General features: G+C 49.7%; 21 protein-coding genes. 9 read left to right on the forward strand and 12 right to left on the reverse strand.

From position 1 onward, the window contains the following. Window positions 1-100: 100 nt before the first annotated feature. On the forward strand, window positions 101-2725 hold the full coding sequence (locus KGF88_RS10285) for a M14 family zinc carboxypeptidase (protein WP_153827070.1): 2625 nt from the start codon (window positions 101-103) through the stop codon (window positions 2723-2725). A 16-nt stretch (window positions 2726-2741) separates the two neighbouring features. Here the strand turns inward: KGF88_RS10285 and KGF88_RS10290 are convergent, their stop codons facing one another. Continuing rightward, window positions 2742-3242, reverse strand: coding sequence for a ComF family protein (locus KGF88_RS10290; protein WP_162014608.1), 501 nt, complete (start codon window positions 3240-3242; stop codon window positions 2742-2744). Window positions 3243-3445: 203 nt separating this feature from the next. Here KGF88_RS10290 and bioH point away from each other — a divergent pair, with 203 nt between their 5' ends. Next, entirely contained in the window at window positions 3446-4243 is a 798-nt protein-coding gene (gene bioH, locus KGF88_RS10295; protein ID WP_153827069.1) for a pimeloyl-ACP methyl ester esterase BioH, read from the forward strand. Here the strand turns inward: bioH and mutM are convergent. Continuing rightward, window positions 4240-5055 carry a bifunctional DNA-formamidopyrimidine glycosylase/DNA-(apurinic or apyrimidinic site) lyase gene (mutM, locus tag KGF88_RS10300; protein ID WP_153827068.1) on the reverse strand — a complete coding sequence of 272 codons (816 nt, stop codon included), beginning with the start codon at window positions 5053-5055 and terminating at the stop codon, window positions 4240-4242. The genes bioH and mutM overlap by 4 nt on opposite strands. Before the next feature lie 111 nt (window positions 5056-5166). On the opposite strand from mutM, the gene KGF88_RS10305 reads away from it, so the two are divergent. After that, on the forward strand, window positions 5167-5820 hold the full coding sequence (locus tag KGF88_RS10305; RefSeq protein WP_153827067.1) for a 2OG-Fe(II) oxygenase: 654 nt from the start codon (window positions 5167-5169) through the stop codon (window positions 5818-5820). A gap of 76 nt (window positions 5821-5896) precedes the next feature. Here the strand turns inward: KGF88_RS10305 and rpmG are convergent, their stop codons facing one another. The 3 genes from rpmG to radC form a co-directional block, all read right to left on the reverse strand. Then, window positions 5897-6052, reverse strand: a complete 156-nt coding sequence (gene rpmG, locus KGF88_RS10310; RefSeq protein WP_092857736.1) for a 50S ribosomal protein L33 — start codon at window positions 6050-6052, stop codon at window positions 5897-5899. A gap of 11 nt (window positions 6053-6063) precedes the next feature. Continuing rightward, window positions 6064-6300, reverse strand: coding sequence for a 50S ribosomal protein L28 (gene rpmB / locus KGF88_RS10315; protein ID WP_110076755.1), 237 nt, complete (start codon window positions 6298-6300; stop codon window positions 6064-6066). 156 nt (window positions 6301-6456) lie between these two features. Then, complete coding sequence (radC, locus tag KGF88_RS10320) at window positions 6457-7134, reverse strand: RadC family protein (protein ID WP_110076754.1); 678 nt, start codon at window positions 7132-7134, stop codon at window positions 6457-6459. A gap of 258 nt (window positions 7135-7392) precedes the next feature. On the opposite strand from radC, the gene coaBC reads away from it, so the two are divergent. Genes coaBC through slmA form a run of 3 tightly spaced genes read left to right on the forward strand, consistent with a single transcriptional unit; the run spans window position 7393 to window position 9799 of the window. Continuing rightward, window positions 7393-8685 carry a bifunctional phosphopantothenoylcysteine decarboxylase/phosphopantothenate--cysteine ligase CoaBC gene (gene coaBC, locus KGF88_RS10325; RefSeq protein WP_153827066.1) on the forward strand — a complete coding sequence of 431 codons (1293 nt, stop codon included), beginning with the start codon at window positions 7393-7395 and terminating at the stop codon, window positions 8683-8685. A gap of 21 nt (window positions 8686-8706) precedes the next feature. After that, window positions 8707-9162: a dUTP diphosphatase gene (gene dut / locus KGF88_RS10330; RefSeq protein ID WP_153827065.1), complete on the forward strand. Its 456-nt coding sequence runs from the start codon at window positions 8707-8709 to the stop codon at window positions 9160-9162. A 52-nt stretch (window positions 9163-9214) separates the two neighbouring features. Further along, the gene (gene slmA / locus KGF88_RS10335; RefSeq protein ID WP_162014607.1) at window positions 9215-9799 is read left to right on the forward strand and encodes a nucleoid occlusion factor SlmA; all 585 of its coding nucleotides are present in this window, start codon (window positions 9215-9217) and stop codon (window positions 9797-9799) included. A gap of 68 nt (window positions 9800-9867) precedes the next feature. Here the strand turns inward: slmA and gpsA are convergent, their stop codons facing one another. Genes gpsA through KGF88_RS10350 form a run of 3 tightly spaced genes read right to left on the reverse strand, consistent with a single transcriptional unit; the run spans window position 9868 to window position 11876 of the window. After that, window positions 9868-10902: an NAD(P)H-dependent glycerol-3-phosphate dehydrogenase gene (gpsA, locus tag KGF88_RS10340; RefSeq protein WP_153827064.1), complete on the reverse strand. Its 1035-nt coding sequence runs from the start codon at window positions 10900-10902 to the stop codon at window positions 9868-9870. A gap of 17 nt (window positions 10903-10919) precedes the next feature. Beyond that, complete coding sequence (gene secB / locus KGF88_RS10345; protein ID WP_110076749.1) at window positions 10920-11417, reverse strand: protein-export chaperone SecB; 498 nt, start codon at window positions 11415-11417, stop codon at window positions 10920-10922. A 30-nt stretch (window positions 11418-11447) separates the two neighbouring features. Then, window positions 11448-11876, reverse strand: coding sequence for a rhodanese-like domain-containing protein (locus KGF88_RS10350; protein ID WP_110076748.1), 429 nt, complete (start codon window positions 11874-11876; stop codon window positions 11448-11450). A gap of 168 nt (window positions 11877-12044) precedes the next feature. Between KGF88_RS10350 and gpmI the strand changes: the two genes are divergently transcribed. The 3 genes from gpmI to KGF88_RS10365 are packed head-to-tail and all read left to right on the forward strand — an operon-like array spanning window position 12045 to window position 15502. Continuing rightward, entirely contained in the window at window positions 12045-13586 is a 1542-nt protein-coding gene (gene gpmI / locus KGF88_RS10355; RefSeq protein WP_153827063.1) for a 2,3-bisphosphoglycerate-independent phosphoglycerate mutase, read from the forward strand. Further along, window positions 13586-14731 (forward strand): murein hydrolase activator EnvC family protein, encoded by a 1146-nt coding sequence (locus KGF88_RS10360; RefSeq protein ID WP_153827062.1) that lies wholly within the window; start codon window positions 13586-13588, stop codon window positions 14729-14731. Before gpmI ends, KGF88_RS10360 begins: the two co-directional genes overlap by 1 nt. Next, the gene (locus KGF88_RS10365) at window positions 14732-15502 is read left to right on the forward strand and encodes a divergent polysaccharide deacetylase family protein (RefSeq protein ID WP_153827061.1); all 771 of its coding nucleotides are present in this window, start codon (window positions 14732-14734) and stop codon (window positions 15500-15502) included. It begins immediately after the preceding gene. On the opposite strand, the gene rpoH is transcribed toward KGF88_RS10365, so the two are convergent. The 4 genes from rpoH to ftsY all read right to left on the reverse strand — a co-directional run bounded on the left by rpoH (window position 15499) and on the right by ftsY (window position 19499). Further along, window positions 15499-16365 carry an RNA polymerase sigma factor RpoH gene (rpoH, locus tag KGF88_RS10370; protein ID WP_110076744.1) on the reverse strand — a complete coding sequence of 289 codons (867 nt, stop codon included), beginning with the start codon at window positions 16363-16365 and terminating at the stop codon, window positions 15499-15501. The two genes, KGF88_RS10365 and rpoH, sit on opposite strands and share 4 nt — an antisense overlap. A 156-nt stretch (window positions 16366-16521) precedes the next feature. Beyond that, window positions 16522-17502, reverse strand: coding sequence for a permease-like cell division protein FtsX (gene ftsX / locus KGF88_RS10375; RefSeq protein WP_153827060.1), 981 nt, complete (start codon window positions 17500-17502; stop codon window positions 16522-16524). Window positions 17503-17505: 3 nt separating this feature from the next. Next, window positions 17506-18177 carry a cell division ATP-binding protein FtsE gene (gene ftsE / locus KGF88_RS10380; protein ID WP_153827059.1) on the reverse strand — a complete coding sequence of 224 codons (672 nt, stop codon included), beginning with the start codon at window positions 18175-18177 and terminating at the stop codon, window positions 17506-17508. Beyond that, entirely contained in the window at window positions 18174-19499 is a 1326-nt protein-coding gene (gene ftsY / locus KGF88_RS10385) for a signal recognition particle-docking protein FtsY (RefSeq protein WP_153827058.1), read from the reverse strand. Before ftsY ends, ftsE begins: the two co-directional genes overlap by 4 nt. Window positions 19500-19517: the final 18 nt, after the last annotated feature.

Here is a 19517-nt window from a genome sequence, read left to right on the forward strand (position 1 = left end):
CTTATCGCAATTTTTGGGCATTGCATAGTAACCACTGTGGGCATTCGGTTAAGAGTTTGCTAGTTTACAAGACTACTTTTGGTTTCAGCAGGAAAATTTCATGCAACGTTTGCTTACTCTATGTGTGCTTTGCTTTATTGCAGTAGCTAGTTTTGCTAGCAATGCTACCAGCTTAGATGATTATCTTCCCGACGATGTAACTTACAACCCTGATATTCCAACGCCACAGCAGGTACTCGGCTACGAAGTGGGCGAATGGCACGTAAGGCCTGAACAGTTGGTTCGTTACATGGAAATTCTTGCGGAAAAGTCCGATCGGTTCAGCCTTGAAGTCACAGGGTATACCCATGAGCGACGCCCACTTTTATTATTAACTGTGACCGCCCCAGAAAACCACAGCAATATTGAGCAGTTACGTGATCAACACCTCGCCTTGGCTGATCCTAAACGCAAAGGTAACCCGGATACTGCACCGTTAGTCCTCTACATGGGCTACAGCATTCATGGTGATGAACCTAGCGGCAGTAACTCAGCCTTGCTGTATGCCTATTATTTGGCCGCAGCTGAAGGCGAGAAAATCGAGCGCGTGTTAAAAGATACCATTATCTTGCTTGACCCTGCCTACAACCCTGATGGCTTAGCTCGTTTTGCACAGTGGGCTAATCAGCATAAAAGCATCAACTTAGTCAGCGATACTCAACATCGTGAGCACGTGCAGCCTACGCCTCGTGGCCGAGTTAACCACTATTGGTTTGACTTAAACCGCGATTGGTTGTTGTTACAGCATCCTGAGTCACGCGCTCGTATTGCCAATTTCCAAAAATGGAAGCCTAACGTCCTTACCGATTTTCATGAGATGGGCACAGATAGCACCTTTTTCTTCCAGCCGGGTATTCCATCACGAAAAAACCCGAATACGCCAGACGAAAACGTACGTCTAACCCAAACTCTGGCGGAGGGTCATGCGGCGGCACTGGATGAACAAGGCCGGTTATATTTTACTGAAGAAGCCTTTGATGATTTCTATGTTGGGAAAGGTTCAACTTATCCTGATGTGCAAGGTGCTATCGGTATCCTTTTTGAGCAGGCTTCTAGCCGTGGTCATGCCCAAGACTCTATTAATGGCTTATTAGAGTTTCCTTTTACCATTCAAAACCAATTTACCACGTCGTTAACCAGCATGTATGGCGCTCACGCCAATAAGAAGTGGTTCTTGGATTATCAACAACGTTTTTACGATGACTCGATGGCGGCAGCTAAAAAAGCTGACTTTAACGGCTATGTGGTAGGTGATGAAACCGACCCCGCGCGGCTACACGAGATGCTTAACATTTTGCGTCAGCACGGCGTTCAGAGTTATGTATTAACCGATGATCTAAAACTAAACGGGGTCACTTACCAAGCAGATCATGCTGCTTACATCCCGCTAGAACAACCTCAGTATTTATTGATTCGTGCGATGTTCATGAATCAGAAGAGCTTTAAAGACAATACTTTCTATGATGTTTCGGCATGGACCCTACCCCATGCGTTTAACCTGAACTGGGCAACCTACGATGGTCGCCGCATCAAAATTGCCGACCAAGCGTGGCAACCCACCACCACCCCTAACCATGACTTGGCTGCTGATGCCTACGCTTATGCGTTTGAATGGCACCATTATTTTGCCCCGAAAACTCTGAACCGGTTATTGCAAGCGGGCATTCATGTGCGTCAAGCAAACCAAGCTTTTACTGCATCGACTAGCGCGGGCGATTATAACTTCACGGCTGGTACCGTGGTGGTGACTAAAGCCTATCAGCAACAAGATTGGGCTGAAGTACAACAGCAGCTTGCCGCCATTACCGCAGAAACCGGCGTAACAGTGCATGCCATCAGCTCGGGTTTAACCCGGCGCGGTATTGACCTTGGTAGCCGTAATTTGGCACCGGTGAAACCTATCCAAGTGATGATGCTAGTAGGTAACGATGCCAACATGTACGAAGGCGGCGAAGCTTGGTATTACCTCGATCGCCATGTTGGTGTACCACTTTCGATGGTTGATACGGACCGTTTTGGTGGCGTTGATTTAAGCCGCTATACGCACATTTTAATGGTCGACGGTCGTTATTCTAACCTGTCTAAGCGAGACGCAGAGCGACTGCAGCAATGGGTGCGCGACGGCGGTGTGGTAATTGGCCAACAAAACGGTGCACGTTGGTTAAGTCAGCATGATATTTTGGCGGCCGAATTTGTGAATTCAGATGAGTTTTCGAAGAAGTTTCCAACCGCGGGACTCACTTTTGCCGACCAAGATCATTTTTACGGTCAGCGCCGCGTAGCCGGAGCTATCTTTGAACTTGAATTAGATGCTACCCATCCGCTTACGTTTGGCTATCCTCGCGCTACCTTGCCGGTCTTTAAAGACAGCTTAAATGCGATGGTGGTGCCTGAGCAGCCGTTTGTTACCGTGGCAACATACCGTGCTAACGATCCACTGTTAGCCGGTTTTGCCGCCTCTCAGAACCGTGAAGTATTGGCAGGTAAAGCAGCAATCATCGCCCATCGTCACGGTCGTGGCCGCGTTATTGCCTTTACCGATGACATTAACTTCCGTGCCTTCTTCTGGGGCACCGCTAAGTTACTCAGTAATGCTATCTTCTTAGCAGATCAGGTCACTCCTAGCCTGAGCGACGAAGAAAATGCTGCCGAGGCTGCCGCTGAAGCGGCTGAAAGTGCTCACTAAGCACCTCTCTTAGCAGTTATTCATTGAGCGGTGGATGAGGTTCAGCAAAAGCGAACGTCCATGCATCCACCGCTTTGGCGCCGCGCTGCTCAATTGCAGCTGCGGCCGCCGATATTGATGCGCCCGTAGTCAGCACATCATCCACCACCGCGACCGTGAGCCCGGTCATATTACCAGTGCAATACAGACTGCGCTGCATACTATCCCAACGTTGTGAGGCACTGCTATGATGTTGTTGGGTACCGGTATCGTAGAGTCGTCGTAAACCACCACTAATGATCGGCAACTGCAACTGTTCAGCGACCGCCCGCGCCAGCAATCCGGCTTGATTATAACCACGCTTAACCCAACGCGAATAACTCATCGGCATCGCCATAATCGCATCTGGCCGGGGCTTATCCTGATAGCAATGCAGTACCTGGGCCACCATCAAGGGTGCTAGCACCTGAGCTAACTCGGGACAACTGTGGAATTTAAAACGATGCACGAGTGAGCGCGTATCTGCTTGCCAGCTCATCGCCGCATACCAGTATCGCCCTTGCGCTCGTTCGGGTTGCTGACAACGCCATTTTAGGCAGCTCGGCGGTAATCGCGGTAGGTCATACAAACACACCAAACAGAGTCCGCCACCTGTTCGACCAGTTAAAGATTGATTACAGAGCCAGCAATAACCTAACATAGAGGTCCTTTTTCAAGTGGTTTAAGGTAGCAAGGACACTCATGGTAGACTCAGTTTGGCACGCCGTCAGGGGCACAGGGACGGATATTGTGGTACTCCATGGCTGGGGTTTGAATGCGAACATATGGACGCCAATTGTCGCTGATTTAGCCAAATTAGGCCGTGTCCATCGCCTAGACCTACCCGGCTATGGCGAGTCACCTTGGCCTGCGGACCGCGAACTGACGTTTGCTAATCTGTGTGAACTCACCTTAGCAGCCTTGCCTTCACGCTGTCATTTAATCGGCTGGTCTCTTGGCGGCTTAGTAGCAACCCAGATCGCATTGCAAGCTCCAGAACGCCTGCATAGCCTAACCACCGTAGCTTCATCGCCTTATTTTCCTGCAACACCTGAATGGCCAGGTATCGAACCGCATATCTTGCATACCTTTGCGAAACAACTGAGCAAAGATTTCAAACGTACGGTGGAACGCTTCCTGGCGCTCCAGTCGTTAGGCGCGCCGCACGCCAAAGAAGATATTAAACAGATTAAAGCATGGCTATTTGCCAAACCGATGGCGACCCCTGCGGTGCTCGATGCCGGTTTAGATATGCTGGCCAGTGTGGATTTGCGCCCGCAGTTGGCACAACTGGCGGTACCTTTATTGCGGGTGTATGGCAAACTAGATGCGTTAGTGCCGGCCGCAGTAGCTGACCACGTGAGCCAGCTCCTGCCAAGCACTGCGAGCGCACAGCATCAGTATCTGGCGCCACGCTGTAGTCATGCGCCTTTCATCAGCGACCCGAACGGCTTTATGGCCGCCCTACAACCCTTTTTGCAGCAATACGCGCCCAGTTAACGCTGACATTGTGGGCAATACACGGTACTACGCTGGCCTAAGCGGATTTCTTTCAAGGTGCTCTTGCACTGCATGCAAGCTTTACCGCCGCGCCCGTACACCATCAGTTCTTGCTTGAAGTAACCAGGCTGACCATCGGCTTGAGTGAAATCTTGCAAGGTAGTGCCGCCTTGTTCAATGGCTCTAGCAAGGGTTTCTTTAATAATGGGCACCAGTCGCTGATAACGTGCTTTACTGACTTTACCAGCGGCACGTTTAGGATGAATTCCCGCTTTAAACAAAGACTCATTGGCGTAGATGTTCCCTACCCCAACCACCACATGATTATCCATAATGAAAGTTTTAATGGCTTGCTGACGACCACGCGAGGCGTTGAACAGATAATCTAGCGTAAAGGCATCGGTTAAGGGTTCTGGCCCCAGCTCGCGCAGTAAGGGGTGGTCGGCACTAGGATGAGTTGCGCTATACAACCAACAACCGAAGCGCCGGGGGTCGTTAAAACGTAAGCAAAGGCCGGATCCTAGCACCAGATCAATATGGTCATGCTTAACAACCAGACTATCTGCGGGTACCACCCGCAAAGCTCCGGACATCCCCAAGTGCACAATCAGGTAGCCCTTCGTGGTGCTAATAATCAGGTATTTGGCGCGCCGCTCAACACCTTCGATGGTAGCCCCAGCAACTGTCTCTAAAGAAGCTGGAACCGGCCAGCGTAAGCGTCGATCACGGACAATCACCTGGGTAATCTGTTGGCCTGTAAGATGGGGGCTGATACCTAGACGACTAACTTCAACTTCGGGTAATTCTGGCATGACTAGACCTCATCAAAAAATACCGCGCAGCTTGTGTTTATAGCTACGCTATTTTATATTCCCGCTCTTGTTCTACACCACATATTTGCAGTATGTTGAGGCATGCACCACATGACCGCCGAAATTAGTTTAAGCGAACAACAATTTCGTACTCAAGCTATTGATTATGATCAGCTTGCTGCGCACGGGTATGTTATTGTACCGCAGTATCTAGCTGCGCCTTACTGCCTGCAATTGTACCAGTATGCCCAACAATTGAGTAGCAACTGCTGGCAACAGGCCGGCATCGGTCGAGCTGATCAGTACACCACCAATACGGCCGTGCGCCAGGATAAGATCCGCTGGTTACAACGGGAATTTGAGCTTGAACAAGCTTATTTAACCATGATGGATAACTTACGCTTAGAGGTAAATCGCGAACTCTTTATGGGTTTATTTGATTACGAGTGCCATCTTGCTCACTATCCGCCTGGCGCTTTTTATCGCAAACACCTAGATGCTTTTAAAGGTCGCAGCAATCGCATCTTAACCAGCGTGTTCTACTTAAATCCAGATTGGCAAGACGCCGATGGTGGGCAACTCATTATTTATGGTAAACGTGGTGAGGTGCTCGAGACGGTGCTCCCCGAAGCGGGCAAATTGGTGCTGTTTTTAAGCGATGTGTTTGTGCATGAAGTGCTTGCCGGGCAACGCGACCGTTATAGCATTACCGGCTGGTATCGGCATAATAATAGTATCAATGGTGTTATTGATCCTACCCGCTAACCCAGTGCTTGAGCTCACTAAATAGCGCCCATAAAAAAACCCAGCTAGGCTGGGTTTTTTTATGCTCAGAAGAAGCTTACTTAATTTTAGCTTCTTTGAAAACCACGTGCTTACGAACCACTGGATCGTATTTTTTGATTTCCATTTTTTCTGGCATGTTGCGCTTGTTCTTGTCGGTAGTGTAGAAATAACCAGTACCGGCAGAAGAAACTAAACGAATCTTATCACGCATGGTTTATCTCCTTACACAGCTTCGCCACGAGCGCGCAAATCTGCGAGCACCGCGTCGATACCATTTTTATCAACAATACGCATACCTTTGGTAGAGATACGCAATTTAACCCAACGCTTTTCTGATTCTACCCAGAAGCGGTGTGATTGCAGGTTCGGCAGGAAACGACGCTTGGTCGCATTGCGCGCGTGAGAACGGTTATTACCGGTAACCGGACGCTTTCCTGTAACTTGACATACTCGTGACATTCTATTTACTCCAAAATTGCTTCAAGCTCGCCTGTCGCCCATCGCGGCCTTGCCTTGAATCCGAGGGCGCATTTTATACAGCAAATTGGCCCGGCAATCAAGTGATCGCAGATATTTTTTGATCTTTCTGATCCTATAAACGGCGGCGCTACTTTACTACAACAACCCTCGTTCAGCAAATGAAACTGGTGATCCAGCACCAATTATAAAGTGATCGAGTAGCGCGACGTCGATCATCGCTAGGGCTCGCTTCAAGCGCTCAGTGACGCGCTGGTCGGCTTGGCTAGGTTCAGCCACCCCTGACGGATGATTGTGCGCTAGTATAACCGCTGCCGCATTACATTGCAGTACTAACTTAACCACCTCACGCGGATAAACTGGAGCCGCATTGATGGTACCCTGAAATAATTCCACGTATTTTAACAGCCGGTGCTGACTATCAAGTAGCAGCACCACAAACACTTCGCGTTCTTGATGACGCAACTGTGCGGTAAGATAGTCACGCACCATGGAGGGTTGGGTAAAGCCATCGTCACGCCGTAATTGCCACGCTAAATAGCGCCGTGAAATTTCCATCACCACTTGCAATTGCATTACCCGGGCCGGGCCAATCCCTGTCTGCTGCAGGAGGCTCTCGGCGGGCGCCGCGAGTAAACCGCCAATACCCTCGTAATGGCTCAACAGGTCGCGTGAGTAGGTCACTACATCTTTACCCTTCACTCCGGTGCCGAGCAAGATGGCCAATAATTCAGCATCGGTTAAGGTGGCGACTCCTAGTTCAGCCATTTTTTCGCGCGGGCGCTCAGCGACTGGCCAATCTTTTACGGTGGGCATGGTTACTTTCCTTGTTTACTCAGATGTGTCAGAGCGCCTAATGTAGCTAATTTTGACCGACGATCGGCCGCCATTGGTTACCAACCCAAAGCCAGAAGGTCTGATATTCATGCGCCAAGGCGCTAGACTAAGGGCTTGCGAAGCTGGCGTGCGTACTTACCTAAGCTAGATTGCGTGATTGAAAAGTACCACGTCAGATATCGCCTAAAGCTATCCCAATGTGCTAAGGTAAAGACCTTGTAAAGGTAAGGACTTACTATGACTTATAGCCCCGAGCAACCGCTAGCCAACCGCAACATACTGGTGGGTGTAAGCGGTGGTATTGCCGCTTATAAAATTCCCGAATTGGTGCGTCGTCTGCGTGATTACGGCGCCTCTGTGCGCGTGGTGATGACCCAAGGTGCCCAAGCCTTTATCACGCCACTAACGCTCCAAGCGGTATCGGGACATCCGGTGCATCATGACTTGCTTGACCCTGCGGCCGAAGCTGCCATGGGCCATATAGAATTGGCTAAATGGGCTGATTTAGTGCTGCTAGCGCCTGCGAGTGCAAATATGCTGGCAAGACTTGCTAACGGCAGCGCTGATGACTTACTTAGCACCCTGTGCTTAGCTACTGCCGCTCCTATCTGGGTGGCACCTGCCATGAACCAGCAGATGTGGGCAGCACCAGCAGTACAAGCCAACTTGCAACGGATTCAGCAGTACGGCATGCAGCTGATAGAACCTAATAGCGGTGCTCAAGCTTGCGGTGATATTGGTAGTGGGCGTATGCCAGAACCGCTAGAGCTGCGAGAGCTGGTAGTACGGGCGTTAGCAGCGGATAAACAATCTGTGGCTGCTCTTCTGGCGAATCAACACTTGGTGATTACCGCAGGTCCCACCCGCGAGGCCATCGACCCGGTACGCTATTTGTCTAACCATAGCTCGGGTAAAATGGGGTTCGCTTTAGCTACAGCGGCGCAACAACTAGGCGCTACTGTGACTTTAATTGCCGGCCCTTGTCAGCTCCCCACTCCAGCAGGCGTGACGCGCATCGATGTGACTAGTGCTGAGGACATGTTAGCGGCAGTGTTAGCAGCGGTTCCCTCAGCCGACATTTTTATTGGGTGTGCAGCAGTCGCTGATTATCGTCCGGCCACCGTCGCTAGCCATAAAATGAAAAAGACCGCGGAGCAAGATGAGTTAGCTCTAACCCTAATTAAAAACCCTGATATTTTAGCTACGGTAAGTAACTTAACCAAACCACCTTTTACTATTGGCTTCGCCGCTGAAACCAATGACGTTGCCCGGTATGCCCAAAGTAAATTGGTACGAAAGAAACTCGCGATGATCGCCGCTAACGATGTTAGTAGCAGCGCTATCGGCTTTAACAGCGACGTCAATGCCATGACACTCTACTGGCACGACCAACAAGGGCAACTCAAGCACTTAGATCTGCCGGTGGCAGATAAACTGAGTATTGCTACCCAGTTGTTACAGCATGCCGTTAAACTAAAAAATAGCCATGACTTTTCTTATCAAAGTGGCGCAGATTCAGCAACCTCTTAAGTTTAGAACCAGGAACCCAGCATGACTGCTATCGACCTTAAAATTCTTGACCCTAAAATTGGCCAAAGCATCCCCTTGCCAACTTACGCAACCCCAGGTTCAGCCGGCCTAGATTTGCGTGCTTGTCTTGACCAACCACTTACGGTGGAGCCAGGCGAGACCCATCTGGTAGGAACGGGGCTAGCGATTCATATCGCCGACCCTAACCTTGCCGCTACCCTGCTGCCACGTTCTGGATTGGGACATAAACATGGCTTGGTGCTAGGTAATTTAGTGGGTTTAATCGATTCAGATTATCAAGGTGAACTGAAAGTGTCGGTTTGGAACCGCAGCACTAATGCTTATACCATTGAGCCTGGCGAGCGCATTGCGCAGATGGTTATCGTGCCGGTGGTGCAAGTACAATTTAATCTCGTTGAAGATTTTTCTGAGTCCGACAGAGGCGCCGGTGGCTTCGGTCATTCGGGTACCCGCTAAGCCGTGCTAAATAGGCTCTGCTACTAAGAATCATAACCAAGGAAGCAACCACGTGACCGCAAAACAGAATCGTAAACAGGATATTTTAGCCGCTCTCGCCGCCATGTTAGAAACCAGCCCGGGCCAACGCATCACCACAGCCCGTTTGGCTGCTGAAGTGGGTGTCTCTGAGGCCGCTTTATACCGTCATTTCGCCTCGAAAGCGAAAATGTTTGAAGGTTTGATTGATTTTACTGAAGATGCCATTTTGTCGCGCATCAACCAGATCTTAGAAAATGAAAAAGACACGTTAGCGCGCTGTGAAATGATGGTGCGGCTAGTGCTTACTTTTGTTGAGCGTAACCCTGGCATCACGCGGGTGATTACCGGAGATGCCCTACTCGGTGAGCACGAACGTTTACGAGATCGAGTGACTGGCATTTTTGATAAGCTAGAAGCTAACTTCAAACAGGTCTTACGGGAGCGTCGATTACGTGAGAAAGTGGTCGCTGGGCTAGATGAAGGGATGCTCGCCAATCTACTTATGGCTTATACCGATGGTAAAATCGCGCAGTTTGTGCGGTCAGGGTTTACCCATAAACCAACCACTCATTTTGAGCAGCAGTGGCAAACCATTGCGGAACAATTGCTACGCTAGTCAGGCAACTAGCACCAGAAGCATGAGCAGCTTAGACTGGTCTGCTTCTGGTCATATCAATGCATCGCTTAATTGTTCTCACTGGCTGTATCAGTCGCCACCGATTCAGACGTCCGAGCGCGGCTTAGCAAGTTGATTGCAGCTTGCTGTGGCGTGGTATCTCCGTACAGAACATCATACAACTGCTCACAAATCGGCATTTCTACACCATGGCGTCGTGCTAGGGTCACCACTTCGCGCGTGTTGCGATAGCCTTCCACCGCTTGGCCGATTTCAGCCATAGCTTGGTCAACGGATTTACCTTGGCCTAAGGCCAAACCAAAACGCCGATTACGTGATTGGTTGTCGGTACAAGTTAGAATTAAGTCGCCTAATCCTGCCATGCCAGTAAAGGTTTCTGGTTTAGCACCAAGCTTTAATCCTAATCGGGTGAGCTCAGCCAAGCCGCGTGTAATGAGGGCAGTGCGAGCATTAGCGCCAAAACCCACACCATCCGCCATCCCCGCACCAATAGCGATCACATTTTTAACGGCGCCACCTAACTGCACGCCAATAAAGTCGTCGTTGGTATAAACGCGAAAACTGCGATCGCAGTGCAGCAGTTCAGACAGATCTTCAACAAATTGCGGATCCGTAGAAGACATCGAGATAGCGGTAGGTAAACCTTTAGCCATTTCCATCGCAAAGGTTGGGCCAGAAAGCACCGCTAAGGCGTGCTCGTCACCCAAAATATCTTCTGCAACTTCAAATAATAACCGGCCTGTTTCGGGCTCTAAACCTTTGGTCGCCCAAGCCACTCGGGCATCAGGCAATAATTGCGGTGCAATATCTTGTAGTACTTGCTTAAAGCCACTACTTGGCACTACCACCACAATATTATGGCATGCAGCTACTGCTTCAGCTAAGTCTGCAGTAACTTGGAGATTATCAGGTAAGGTAATGCCTGGCAGATAGCGTTTGTTCTCGCGCTCAGCAGCCATTGCTGCAACTTGCTCGGCATCGCGACCCCATAAACAGGTCGCCGTACCCTTACGGGCAAAACAAAGTGCTAGGGCGGTTCCATAAGAACCGGCTCCTAGCACTGTTACTTGTGCATTACGCATTCGTTTTGCAATCTAACTTATTGCTGAGTAGCTTCGGCAGCTTCTTGCTGCTGACGCTGGATATGCTGAGCAAATACCGCGTCGAAGTTAACTGGCGCTAAGTTCAATTGTGGGAAGGTTGCGCGGCTAACTAAGCTAGACAAGGTCTCGCGTGCGTATGGGAACAAGATATTCGGGCAGAACGCGCCTAATAAGTGTGCACGTTGACCATCTTCGAGTGAATCAGCGATGGTGAAAATACCTGCTTGGTGAACTTCAGCCAAGAACGCTACTTCGCCATTTACTTTGTTGGTTGCAGTAATTTTCAACACAACTTCGTAGGTGTTGTCTTCTAACTTAGTGTTATTCACATTTAAGTCTAAGCTCAACTCTGGCTTCCACTCTTGACGGAAAACTGCCGGCGAGTTTGGCGCTTCAAACGAAACATCTTTGACATAGACGCGTTGAATTTGGAATGCTTGTTGTTGTGGTGCGTCGTCCTGTGCGGCGCCATTTACTTGCTGTTCATCAGCCATTGTTCTACTTCCTATTGCTTGATCAAACGATTATTTTTTTACCAGTGGGAAACTGGCGCCCTGCCAGGCAGAAATTCCACCTTGGAGTATTGCAACCTGTTCAAACCCAGCTTTAGCTAACGTAGCTGCAGCCCCTTTTGCGGTCATTCCCGTTGCGCATACCACCACGATGGGGGCAGATTTGAATTTCTCAAGTGGTGCCAGTTCATTTTTCCGGATTTTATCGGCAGTTAAATGCAGAGAATCCTGAATGTGCCCTTTACGGTACTCATCCACCGAGCGAATATCAACATACACCCCATCATTTCTATTAATTAATAAGGTTGCTTGCTGCGGGGTCAAACTTTTTATTTTGGAAGTTGCGGCTTGAACATAAGTAACCACAATGGCAATTAAAAGAATAACCCAAAGCAGACTCATAAATAGGTGGTCTGCAGCGAAGGCAAGGATTTGCTCCATGGTGAACGTAACTCCAGTTGAAAAACAAGCCACAGAGTATACCTACTGATTTGCCCGTTGCCAGTAAAATTTGGTGTTAATGAATGTCTAGAAAGGGTGCGGAGCAAGCTAAAATCGCATAAAATAGATTCAATTTGATGAATTTACTAAAAAACCACCGAGGATGTTATGGGTAAAGCGCATACACCATTGGCGTTAATTATTTTAGACGGTTGGGGCCATCGTGAGGCAGTTGCCGATAATGCGATAGCGGCAGCACATACTCCGACTATGGATGCCCTGTGGCAACAATGCCCACATACATTGATTGACGGCTCAGGGATGGCAGTAGGCCTACCCGACGGGCAAATGGGTAACTCTGAGGTGGGCCATGTGAACCTTGGTGCAGGCCGTGTGGTGTATCAAGACTTTACCCGCATCAGCAAAGCTATCAGCGATGGCGATTTCTTTGCTAATCCTGCTTTAACTGAGGCGGTAGACAAGGCGGTGCGGGCCGACCAAGCGGTTCACATCATGGGGCTGTTATCACCAGGTGGCGTGCATAGTCACGAATACCATCTGTTAGCCATGGTTGAACTAGCCGCCCAGCGCGGGGCACAAAAAATTTATGTGCATGGATTTCTAGACGGTCGTGACACCCCACCACGTTCTGCCAAAGCTTCTCTGGAGCGCTTTGATGCCTTGTTTAGTCAGCTTGGCGTGGGGCGATTTGCAAGTCTTTGCGGACGCTACTTTGCGATGGACCGAGATAAGCGCTGGGACCGAGTCGCGCAAGCTTGGGATTTAATCGTCCATGGCAAGGCTTCTTATCAAGCAGATAGTGCCTTAGTAGCACTTGCTGATGCCTACGAACGTGACGAAAATGACGAGTTTGTCCAAGCCACCCGGATTGGCGATAAAGCGCCGATGCAAGAGGGTGATGCAGTGATCTTCATGAACTTCCGCGCCGACCGCGCGCGTCAACTGAGCCACGCCTTTTTAGATCAAGACTTTACTGGATTTGACCGTGGTCAGCGGCCCCAGTTAGGAGCCTTTGTTATGCTTACAGAATATGCAGCAGAGCTGAATGGCCCCGTTGCCTATCCGCCTGAGTCTCTGCATAACGTTTTAGGCGAATGGCTCGCCAAGCATGACTACACCCAGTTGCGTATTTCTGAAACCGAAAAGTATGCGCATGTCACCTTTTTCTTCAGTGGCGGACGGGAACAAGAGTTTGCTGGGGAACAGCGAGTGTTGATCCCATCTCCCAATGTAGCAACCTACGATTTGCAGCCAGAGATGAATTCCGAGCTACTCACTGATGAGTTGGTTGCCGCTATTCGCGCCGGCCAACATGACGTGATTATCTGTAACTACCCGAACGGGGACATGGTCGGTCATACGGGCAATTTTGCCGCAGCGGTACAGGCTTGTGAAGCTGTCGATCGTTGTATTGCGCGGGTGGTTGAAGCGCTACGCGAGGTTGGCGGTGAGTGTCTAATTACCGCAGATCACGGCAATGCTGAGCAAATGCAAGACCACCATACCGGCCAATCACACACTGCCCACACCAGTGAGCTGGTGCCGTTTATTTATGTGGGTCGTGATGCCACAGCTCGTGCCGGTGGCACCTTGTCTGATGTAGCTCCTACGATGCTGCATTTATTAGGGCTACCAACTCCGCCAGAAATGACGGGCAAACCCATTGTTACCTTAACTCAAAGCAGCTAATGGTAGCTACTTGGGGTCGCTGGCTGGCGCTGACATTCTGGCTCTTAAGTAGTGCTGCGACCGCAGCGCAGACGGACAGCCAAGCAGAGCAAGCTGCAACTGAAGCCCAGTTGCAGCAAATTGCGACTGAGCTTAAGCGCCGGCAGCAAGCCTTAGACCAACGCTCTGAACAACTCAGCTTAACTGAGCGCGAACTACAACAGTTAGAACGGCAAATAGCCAGTATTGCTAACGAACTTAACCATACCGCCACCGAGCTAGCGGCGACTGTCGCTCGTATCAAGGATTTACAGCAACAGCAGCAGCAACTAGAACAGCAACAGCAACAACAGCTGGCGCTTTTGGCTGAACAAATTGATACCGCCTATCGGTTAGGCAAACACGATTATTTAAAGCTGTTATTGCAACAACAAGAGCCCAGCAAAATTGAGCGGGTGCTGGGCTACTATCGCTACTTTAATGAAGCTCGGATGCAGCAATTAGAGCAGCTGCAAGCTACCTATGCGCAACTAGAACAAGTACGGGCCGACGTTGATGAGCAACAAGCTAAGCAGCAACAGCAATTGGCTGAGCAGCGCCAGCAACAAGGCGTGTTGCAGCAACAACAGCAGCAACAACAACAACTTATCGCACGCTTAAATCGCGAGCAACAAGCGGATCAGCAAGCCATTAGCCAACTCCGCCAGAACCAAGAAGCCTTAGAGCAGGTGTTGGCGGCAATCATCGCAGCAATGCGCAATGAGCCGCAATTAAATGGATTGGCCGAGCTCAAGCGACAGTTACAGTGGCCTGCCGAAGGCAAAGTGCAACGAGTGTTTGGTACGGCGCGAAGTGGCGGCTTACAGTGGAAAGGCGTGATCATTGATGCAGCCGATGGCACCCCTGTTACGGCTATCGCTGATGGCCGCGTCTTATTTGCCAATTGGCTGCGAGGCTACGGCCTATTACTGGTACTCGACCATGGCGATGGTTATATGAGCCTGTATGGCCACAACCAAACCATTTTACCCGCCGAGGGTGACATAGTGCGCCGTAATGAAACCATCGCCTTAGTGGGACAAAGCGGTGGCCGCGAGAGCCCAGCCTTGTATTTTGAAATCCGAGTTAAAGGCGACGCTGTTAACCCTACCCAGTGGTGTCGCTAAATGTCGCGCCCGTTGCTAGGGGGTGCTTGCCTGTTAATCTTGAGCTTGATCGCAAGCATCGCCTTAGCCCAGTATCCTCAGCCGCTAACCCAGCCATTCAGCGAAGCGCCAACGCCAGTCAAGATTGCTCTCGTGATTGACGATGTGGGCCACCACCTTCGCCATCAAGAGTTTCTCGACTTAGCTATACCTATTACCTTAGCTATCTTACCAGGCTCGCCGCATGCCACTAAACTAGCGACCACTGCGCATCAGGCTGGTCATCAGGTGATGCTGCACCTACCGATGCAAGCTCAAGGACAGCAGACCGCCACAGAAGCTGGCATGCTAAGCGCGAGCGACTCGTTAGCACATATTGAACTCTTGCTTGATTATGCATTGCAGCAGGTGCCCCATGCACAAGGGGTAAACAATCATCAAGGCAGCTATTTAACCGAACAAAAGCAAAGTATGGCGTGGTTGATGCAAGCCTTAAAGCAGCGTCAGCTGTATTTTTTAGATAGCCGCACTAGCGCAGCTACCGTGGCGGAACAACAGGCCCTTGCTCATGGAGTACCCACCATAAGGCGGCATGTATTCCTTGATAATCAATTGCAGCAGGTGGCGTTAGAACAAGCTTGGCAGGGGCTCCTAGAGCTGGCCCAACAGCAGTCGCAGGCGGTGGTGATTGCGCACCCTCACCCAGAAACATTGGCCTTTCTAAAAGCAAAGATTCCGCTGTTACCAACGGAATCTTTTCAGTTTGTGTACGTTTCTGAGCTCTTAAATTAAGCCATCGCTAAACGCAATTTCTTCATTGCATTCACTTCTAACTGGCGTACTCGCTCGGCTGACACTTGATATTTTTCTGCCAGCTCTTGTAGGGTCGTTTTATTCTCTTCATCTAACCAACGCGCCCTAACAATATCTTGGCTACGCTCATCCAGAGTATTAATTGCCGATAATAAACGCTGCTGAGTATGAGACTCCCACTGCTCTTGCTCAACTTCTTCAGCGAGGTCTGAGCGCTTATCTTCTAGATATTGAGCCGGTGAGTAATTGCTACCTTCGCGCGCATCATCATCGTCTGAGCTCAACTCAAAGGCTTGGTCATGGGCACTCATTCGAGCTTCCATTTCCAATACTTCAGAAGTACTAACACCTAAAGTTTCAGCTACCGTATTTACTTCATCTTGAGTAAACCAACCCAAACGCTTTTTCATTTTGCGCAGGTTGAAGAACAATTTACGTTGTGCTTTGGTGGTAGCGATTTTGACCAAACGCCAGTTCTTCAGCACGTACTCATGGATTTCAGCTTTAATCCAATGCACCGCGAAAGATACCAAGCGTACCCCCACGGTCGGGTCAAACCGGCGTACAGCTTTCATCAAGCCAATGTTGCCTTCTTGAATTAAATCGGCCTGAGGCAAGCCATAACCTGAGTAGCTGCGGGCCACATGTACGACAAAGCGCAGGTGCGACATGATGAGCTGACGTGCAGCCTCTAAATCGTCCTGTTCTTGTAGGCGCTCCGCCAACTCGCGTTCTTCTTCTGCTGACAGCATAGGAATGCGATTCACTGACGAAATATACGCCTCTAAGCTACCGCTCGATTGCGGTACCGTTAATGCCATACTCGTAATTTCAGTGCTCATGCAACAACATCCTCTTTAAATTTGGGTGCCTGTACTAAGTTCTGCAGGCACCTACTCAGACTCTTTTTAAGCCTGAAAGTTCCCTCATTCTAGCAAAAACGACGCTGCTGACAATGGTTGTGAGATCTTTAACTCAGGTTTAACTTAAGGGCTAAGCTAGGTCATTTCAATGGTTCGTACATGTTTTCTTACAGCAAGGTACGATCCAAGCAGCCCCAACCCAATTGCCACTAACCATAACACCATCATTTCACTAAAGTTTAAGCCTTCAATACGAAATTGGCTTTGATACAGTTCACTGACGTGAGCAACGGTACCGCTGATCCACCAAATGATCAACGCCGTTGCTACCCAAGCAATCACGCCACCCACCAGGCCATACCAAATGCCCGTATACAAAAAAGGCCGTTGAATATAGGCATCGGTAGCACCCACCAATTTCATCACCATGATTTCATCGCGTTTGCTATTGATATTCAAACGGATGGTATTGCCTACGATTAACACCACCGCCACACATAACAACAAAGCTAACGCTGATAAGCCATGGCGTATCACCGCTAAAATAGCCTCCAGCCTCGTCAGCCAATCTAAATCTAAGCGCGCTTCAGCTACTTCACGCTCTTGTTGTAACTGGCTAAGCAATTGCCGCGCTGCAGCCGCACTGCGCTGAGCCGCTACCGGGGTAACGATAAGCACATCCGGCAAAGGGTTCTGTTGCAATGCTGCCAGCGCATCACCAAAGCCCGACTGTTCTTTAAACTCGCTCAAAGCTTGTTGTTTATCAATCCAACGTACAGATTCTATGGCACTAGACAAGCTCAAACGCTTATGCACAGTGTCTACTTCTTGCTGGGTTAAGTCTTTGCGCAAAAACAGCGTGATTTCTGCGGCATTTTGCCAATCAGCACCCAAGCTTTCCGTATTTTTAACCACCACGTATAGCGTTGCTGGTAGCGTTAAACTTAACCCTAGCACCGCCATCGTCATCATGCTAGCCAACGGATAACGTAATAACTCGCCAAGACTCGCCAAGGCTTGTTGCACATTGTGCACCCAAAACATGACAAAACGTTGAAGCTTTGAAATATTGACTTGGCTTGCCCCTTGTTGGCGTGATCGGAATAATAAACTCATGGCTTAATTCTCCTGCAAGCCATCGTTGATCATACGCCCATCACGCAAGGTTAGGGTGCGGTAGCGTAACCGCGCAATCAGGCCTAAATCGTGCGTTGCAATTAATACGGAGACCCCCACCCGATTAAATTCTTCAAATAACCGAATAATATCCATAGATAGCTTAGGATCTAAGTTGCCGGTAGGCTCGTCCGCCAACAATAACGGCGGCTTATTGACCACGGCACGAGCTATCCCAACGCGCTGCTGCTCACCGCCCGATAGCATATAAGGATAGTGCCGAACTTTGTCCAACAGACCTACTTTCTCCAGTGCTGCGTGCACCCGTTTTTTCGCTTCGGCCATACTGTAGCCTTCAATGAGTAAGGGCAGTGCGACATTGTCTAACACGGTTTTATCCATCAGCAGGCGGTGGTCTTGAAAAATCATTCCAATATCACGCCGCACATAAGGTACTTGCCGTGCCGAGATCCGTTTTAAATCGTGGCCATTAATGAGCACACGGCCAGCACTTGGACGCTCAAGGATACTTATTAATTTGAGCAAGGTACTTTTACCTGCCCCCGAATGACCCGTTAGAAACGCCATTTCACCTGGCTCCAGATGAAAGCTCACGTTGTTTAATGCCTGAAAGCCACCAGGGTAAGTTTTGCTTACTTGCTCAAATTTAATCATGCGTTATCACTGTGGGTTAACTCGCGCTGAAACAGCGCTGCAACAAACTCGTCCGCGACAAACGGGCGTAAATCGTCAATACCTTCGCCTACCCCAATATAACGAATAGGAATGTTAAATTGGTCGGCGATAGCAAAAATAACCCCACCTTTGGCGGTGCCATCAAGCTTAGTTAAAGTGATTCCAGAAACCCCCACAGCTTCAGTGAAAAGCTTGGCTTGGCTGATGGCATTTTGCCCTGTGCCAGCATCTAGCGTCAGCATCACTTCATGCGGTGCGGTTTCGTCTAGCTTGCGCATCACCCGTACCACTTTCTTCAGTTCTTCCATCAAATGGGCTTTATTTTGCAAACGCCCGGCCGTGTCGGCAATCAAGACATCAACCCCGCGCGCTTTGGCCGCTTCTACCGCATCAAAAATCACGCTAGCACTATCAGCGCCCGTATGCTGCGCAATAACAGGGATATCGTTACGCTCACCCCACACTTGCAATTGCTCGACCGCTGCAGCCCTAAAGGTATCGCCAGCAGCTAGCATCACCGATTTGCCTTGGCGTTTAAATTGCTGGGCTAACTTACCAATAGTGGTGGTTTTACCTACTCCGTTCACACCTACCATCAAGATCACAAAAGGGCCATCTTGATTCACTTGTAACTGTTGTTCAACGGGCTTGAGGATCTCGGTTAAATCCTGTTGCAACAGGTCATACAAGGCATTGGCATCTTTCAACTGATGGCGGTTCGCATGCTGCGTTAAACGGTCGACAATACGCTGCGTGGTGGGAACCCCAATATCAGCCGTAAGCAACTGCGTTTCTAATTCCTCAAACAGCTCATCATCTATTTTTTTGTCTTTGAACAAGCCCCACAAGCCATCGCCAATAGCACTTGATGTTTTTTTGAGGCCTTGGGTCAGGCGAGCCCATAAACCTTGTTTGGCCGGTTTAGCTGCCTTCTTAGCGGCTACCTCTGCAGTGACTTGGGCGCACACTTCGGCCGCATCAGGTGCTGCTACCGCCGCCACTGTTGCCGGCTCGGCTGGTTCGGCTGGCTCAACTGACTCAACTGGCTCAACTGGCTCAACTGGTTCAACTGGTTCAACTGGTTCGGCGCTTTCGGCTGGTTCTGTACTTTCGGTTGGTTCTGTGCTTTCGGCTAGTTCGCCAGCCTCCGCTATCGTGGCTTGGTCACTCACTGAATCACTGTTCGAATCTATGCTTGGATCAGTGGCAGAATCAGTGGTTGCTGGAGTTGAGGTTACCTCGGATGCCTCTTTGGGCTTGTCTTTTTTACGAAAAAACGAAAATAACGATCCTTTGGCCATGCTTGCTTTACCTTTGGA

The sequence above is a fragment of the Idiomarina loihiensis genome, assembly GCF_024584785.1.
Taxonomy (GTDB): domain Bacteria; phylum Pseudomonadota; class Gammaproteobacteria; order Enterobacterales; family Alteromonadaceae; genus Pseudidiomarina; species Pseudidiomarina fusca.

Excerpts from the sequence above, each read along its gene's own strand:
- KGF88_RS10305 (WP_153827067.1), top strand. The coding sequence starts at position 5,167 with ATGACCGCCGAAATTAGTTTAAGCGAACAACAATTTCGTACTCAAGCT.
- radC (WP_110076754.1), bottom strand. The coding sequence starts at position 7,134 with ATGCCCACCGTAAAAGATTGGCCAGTCGCTGAGCGCCCGCGCGAAAAA.
- secB (WP_110076749.1), bottom strand. The coding sequence starts at position 11,417 with ATGGCTGATGAACAGCAAGTAAATGGCGCCGCACAGGACGACGCACCA.
- KGF88_RS10290 (WP_162014608.1), bottom strand. The coding sequence starts at position 3,242 with ATGAGCTGGCAAGCAGATACGCGCTCACTCGTGCATCGTTTTAAATTC.
- mutM (WP_153827068.1), bottom strand. The coding sequence starts at position 5,055 with ATGCCAGAATTACCCGAAGTTGAAGTTAGTCGTCTAGGTATCAGCCCC.
- coaBC (WP_153827066.1), top strand. The coding sequence starts at position 7,393 with ATGACTTATAGCCCCGAGCAACCGCTAGCCAACCGCAACATACTGGTG.
- KGF88_RS10365 (WP_153827061.1), top strand. The coding sequence starts at position 14,732 with ATGTCGCGCCCGTTGCTAGGGGGTGCTTGCCTGTTAATCTTGAGCTTG.
- KGF88_RS10285 (WP_153827070.1), top strand. The coding sequence starts at position 101 with ATGCAACGTTTGCTTACTCTATGTGTGCTTTGCTTTATTGCAGTAGCT.
- rpmG (WP_092857736.1), bottom strand. The coding sequence starts at position 6,052 with ATGCGTGATAAGATTCGTTTAGTTTCTTCTGCCGGTACTGGTTATTTC.
- gpmI (WP_153827063.1), top strand. The coding sequence starts at position 12,045 with ATGGGTAAAGCGCATACACCATTGGCGTTAATTATTTTAGACGGTTGG.
- KGF88_RS10350 (WP_110076748.1), bottom strand. The coding sequence starts at position 11,876 with ATGGAGCAAATCCTTGCCTTCGCTGCAGACCACCTATTTATGAGTCTG.
- ftsY (WP_153827058.1), bottom strand. The coding sequence starts at position 19,499 with ATGGCCAAAGGATCGTTATTTTCGTTTTTTCGTAAAAAAGACAAGCCC.
- gpsA (WP_153827064.1), bottom strand. The coding sequence starts at position 10,902 with ATGCGTAATGCACAAGTAACAGTGCTAGGAGCCGGTTCTTATGGAACC.
- ftsE (WP_153827059.1), bottom strand. The coding sequence starts at position 18,177 with ATGATTAAATTTGAGCAAGTAAGCAAAACTTACCCTGGTGGCTTTCAG.
- KGF88_RS10360 (WP_153827062.1), top strand. The coding sequence starts at position 13,586 with ATGGTAGCTACTTGGGGTCGCTGGCTGGCGCTGACATTCTGGCTCTTA.
- rpoH (WP_110076744.1), bottom strand. The coding sequence starts at position 16,365 with ATGAGCACTGAAATTACGAGTATGGCATTAACGGTACCGCAATCGAGC.
- bioH (WP_153827069.1), top strand. The coding sequence starts at position 3,446 with ATGGTAGACTCAGTTTGGCACGCCGTCAGGGGCACAGGGACGGATATT.
- dut (WP_153827065.1), top strand. The coding sequence starts at position 8,707 with ATGACTGCTATCGACCTTAAAATTCTTGACCCTAAAATTGGCCAAAGC.
- rpmB (WP_110076755.1), bottom strand. The coding sequence starts at position 6,300 with ATGTCACGAGTATGTCAAGTTACAGGAAAGCGTCCGGTTACCGGTAAT.
- ftsX (WP_153827060.1), bottom strand. The coding sequence starts at position 17,502 with ATGAGTTTATTATTCCGATCACGCCAACAAGGGGCAAGCCAAGTCAAT.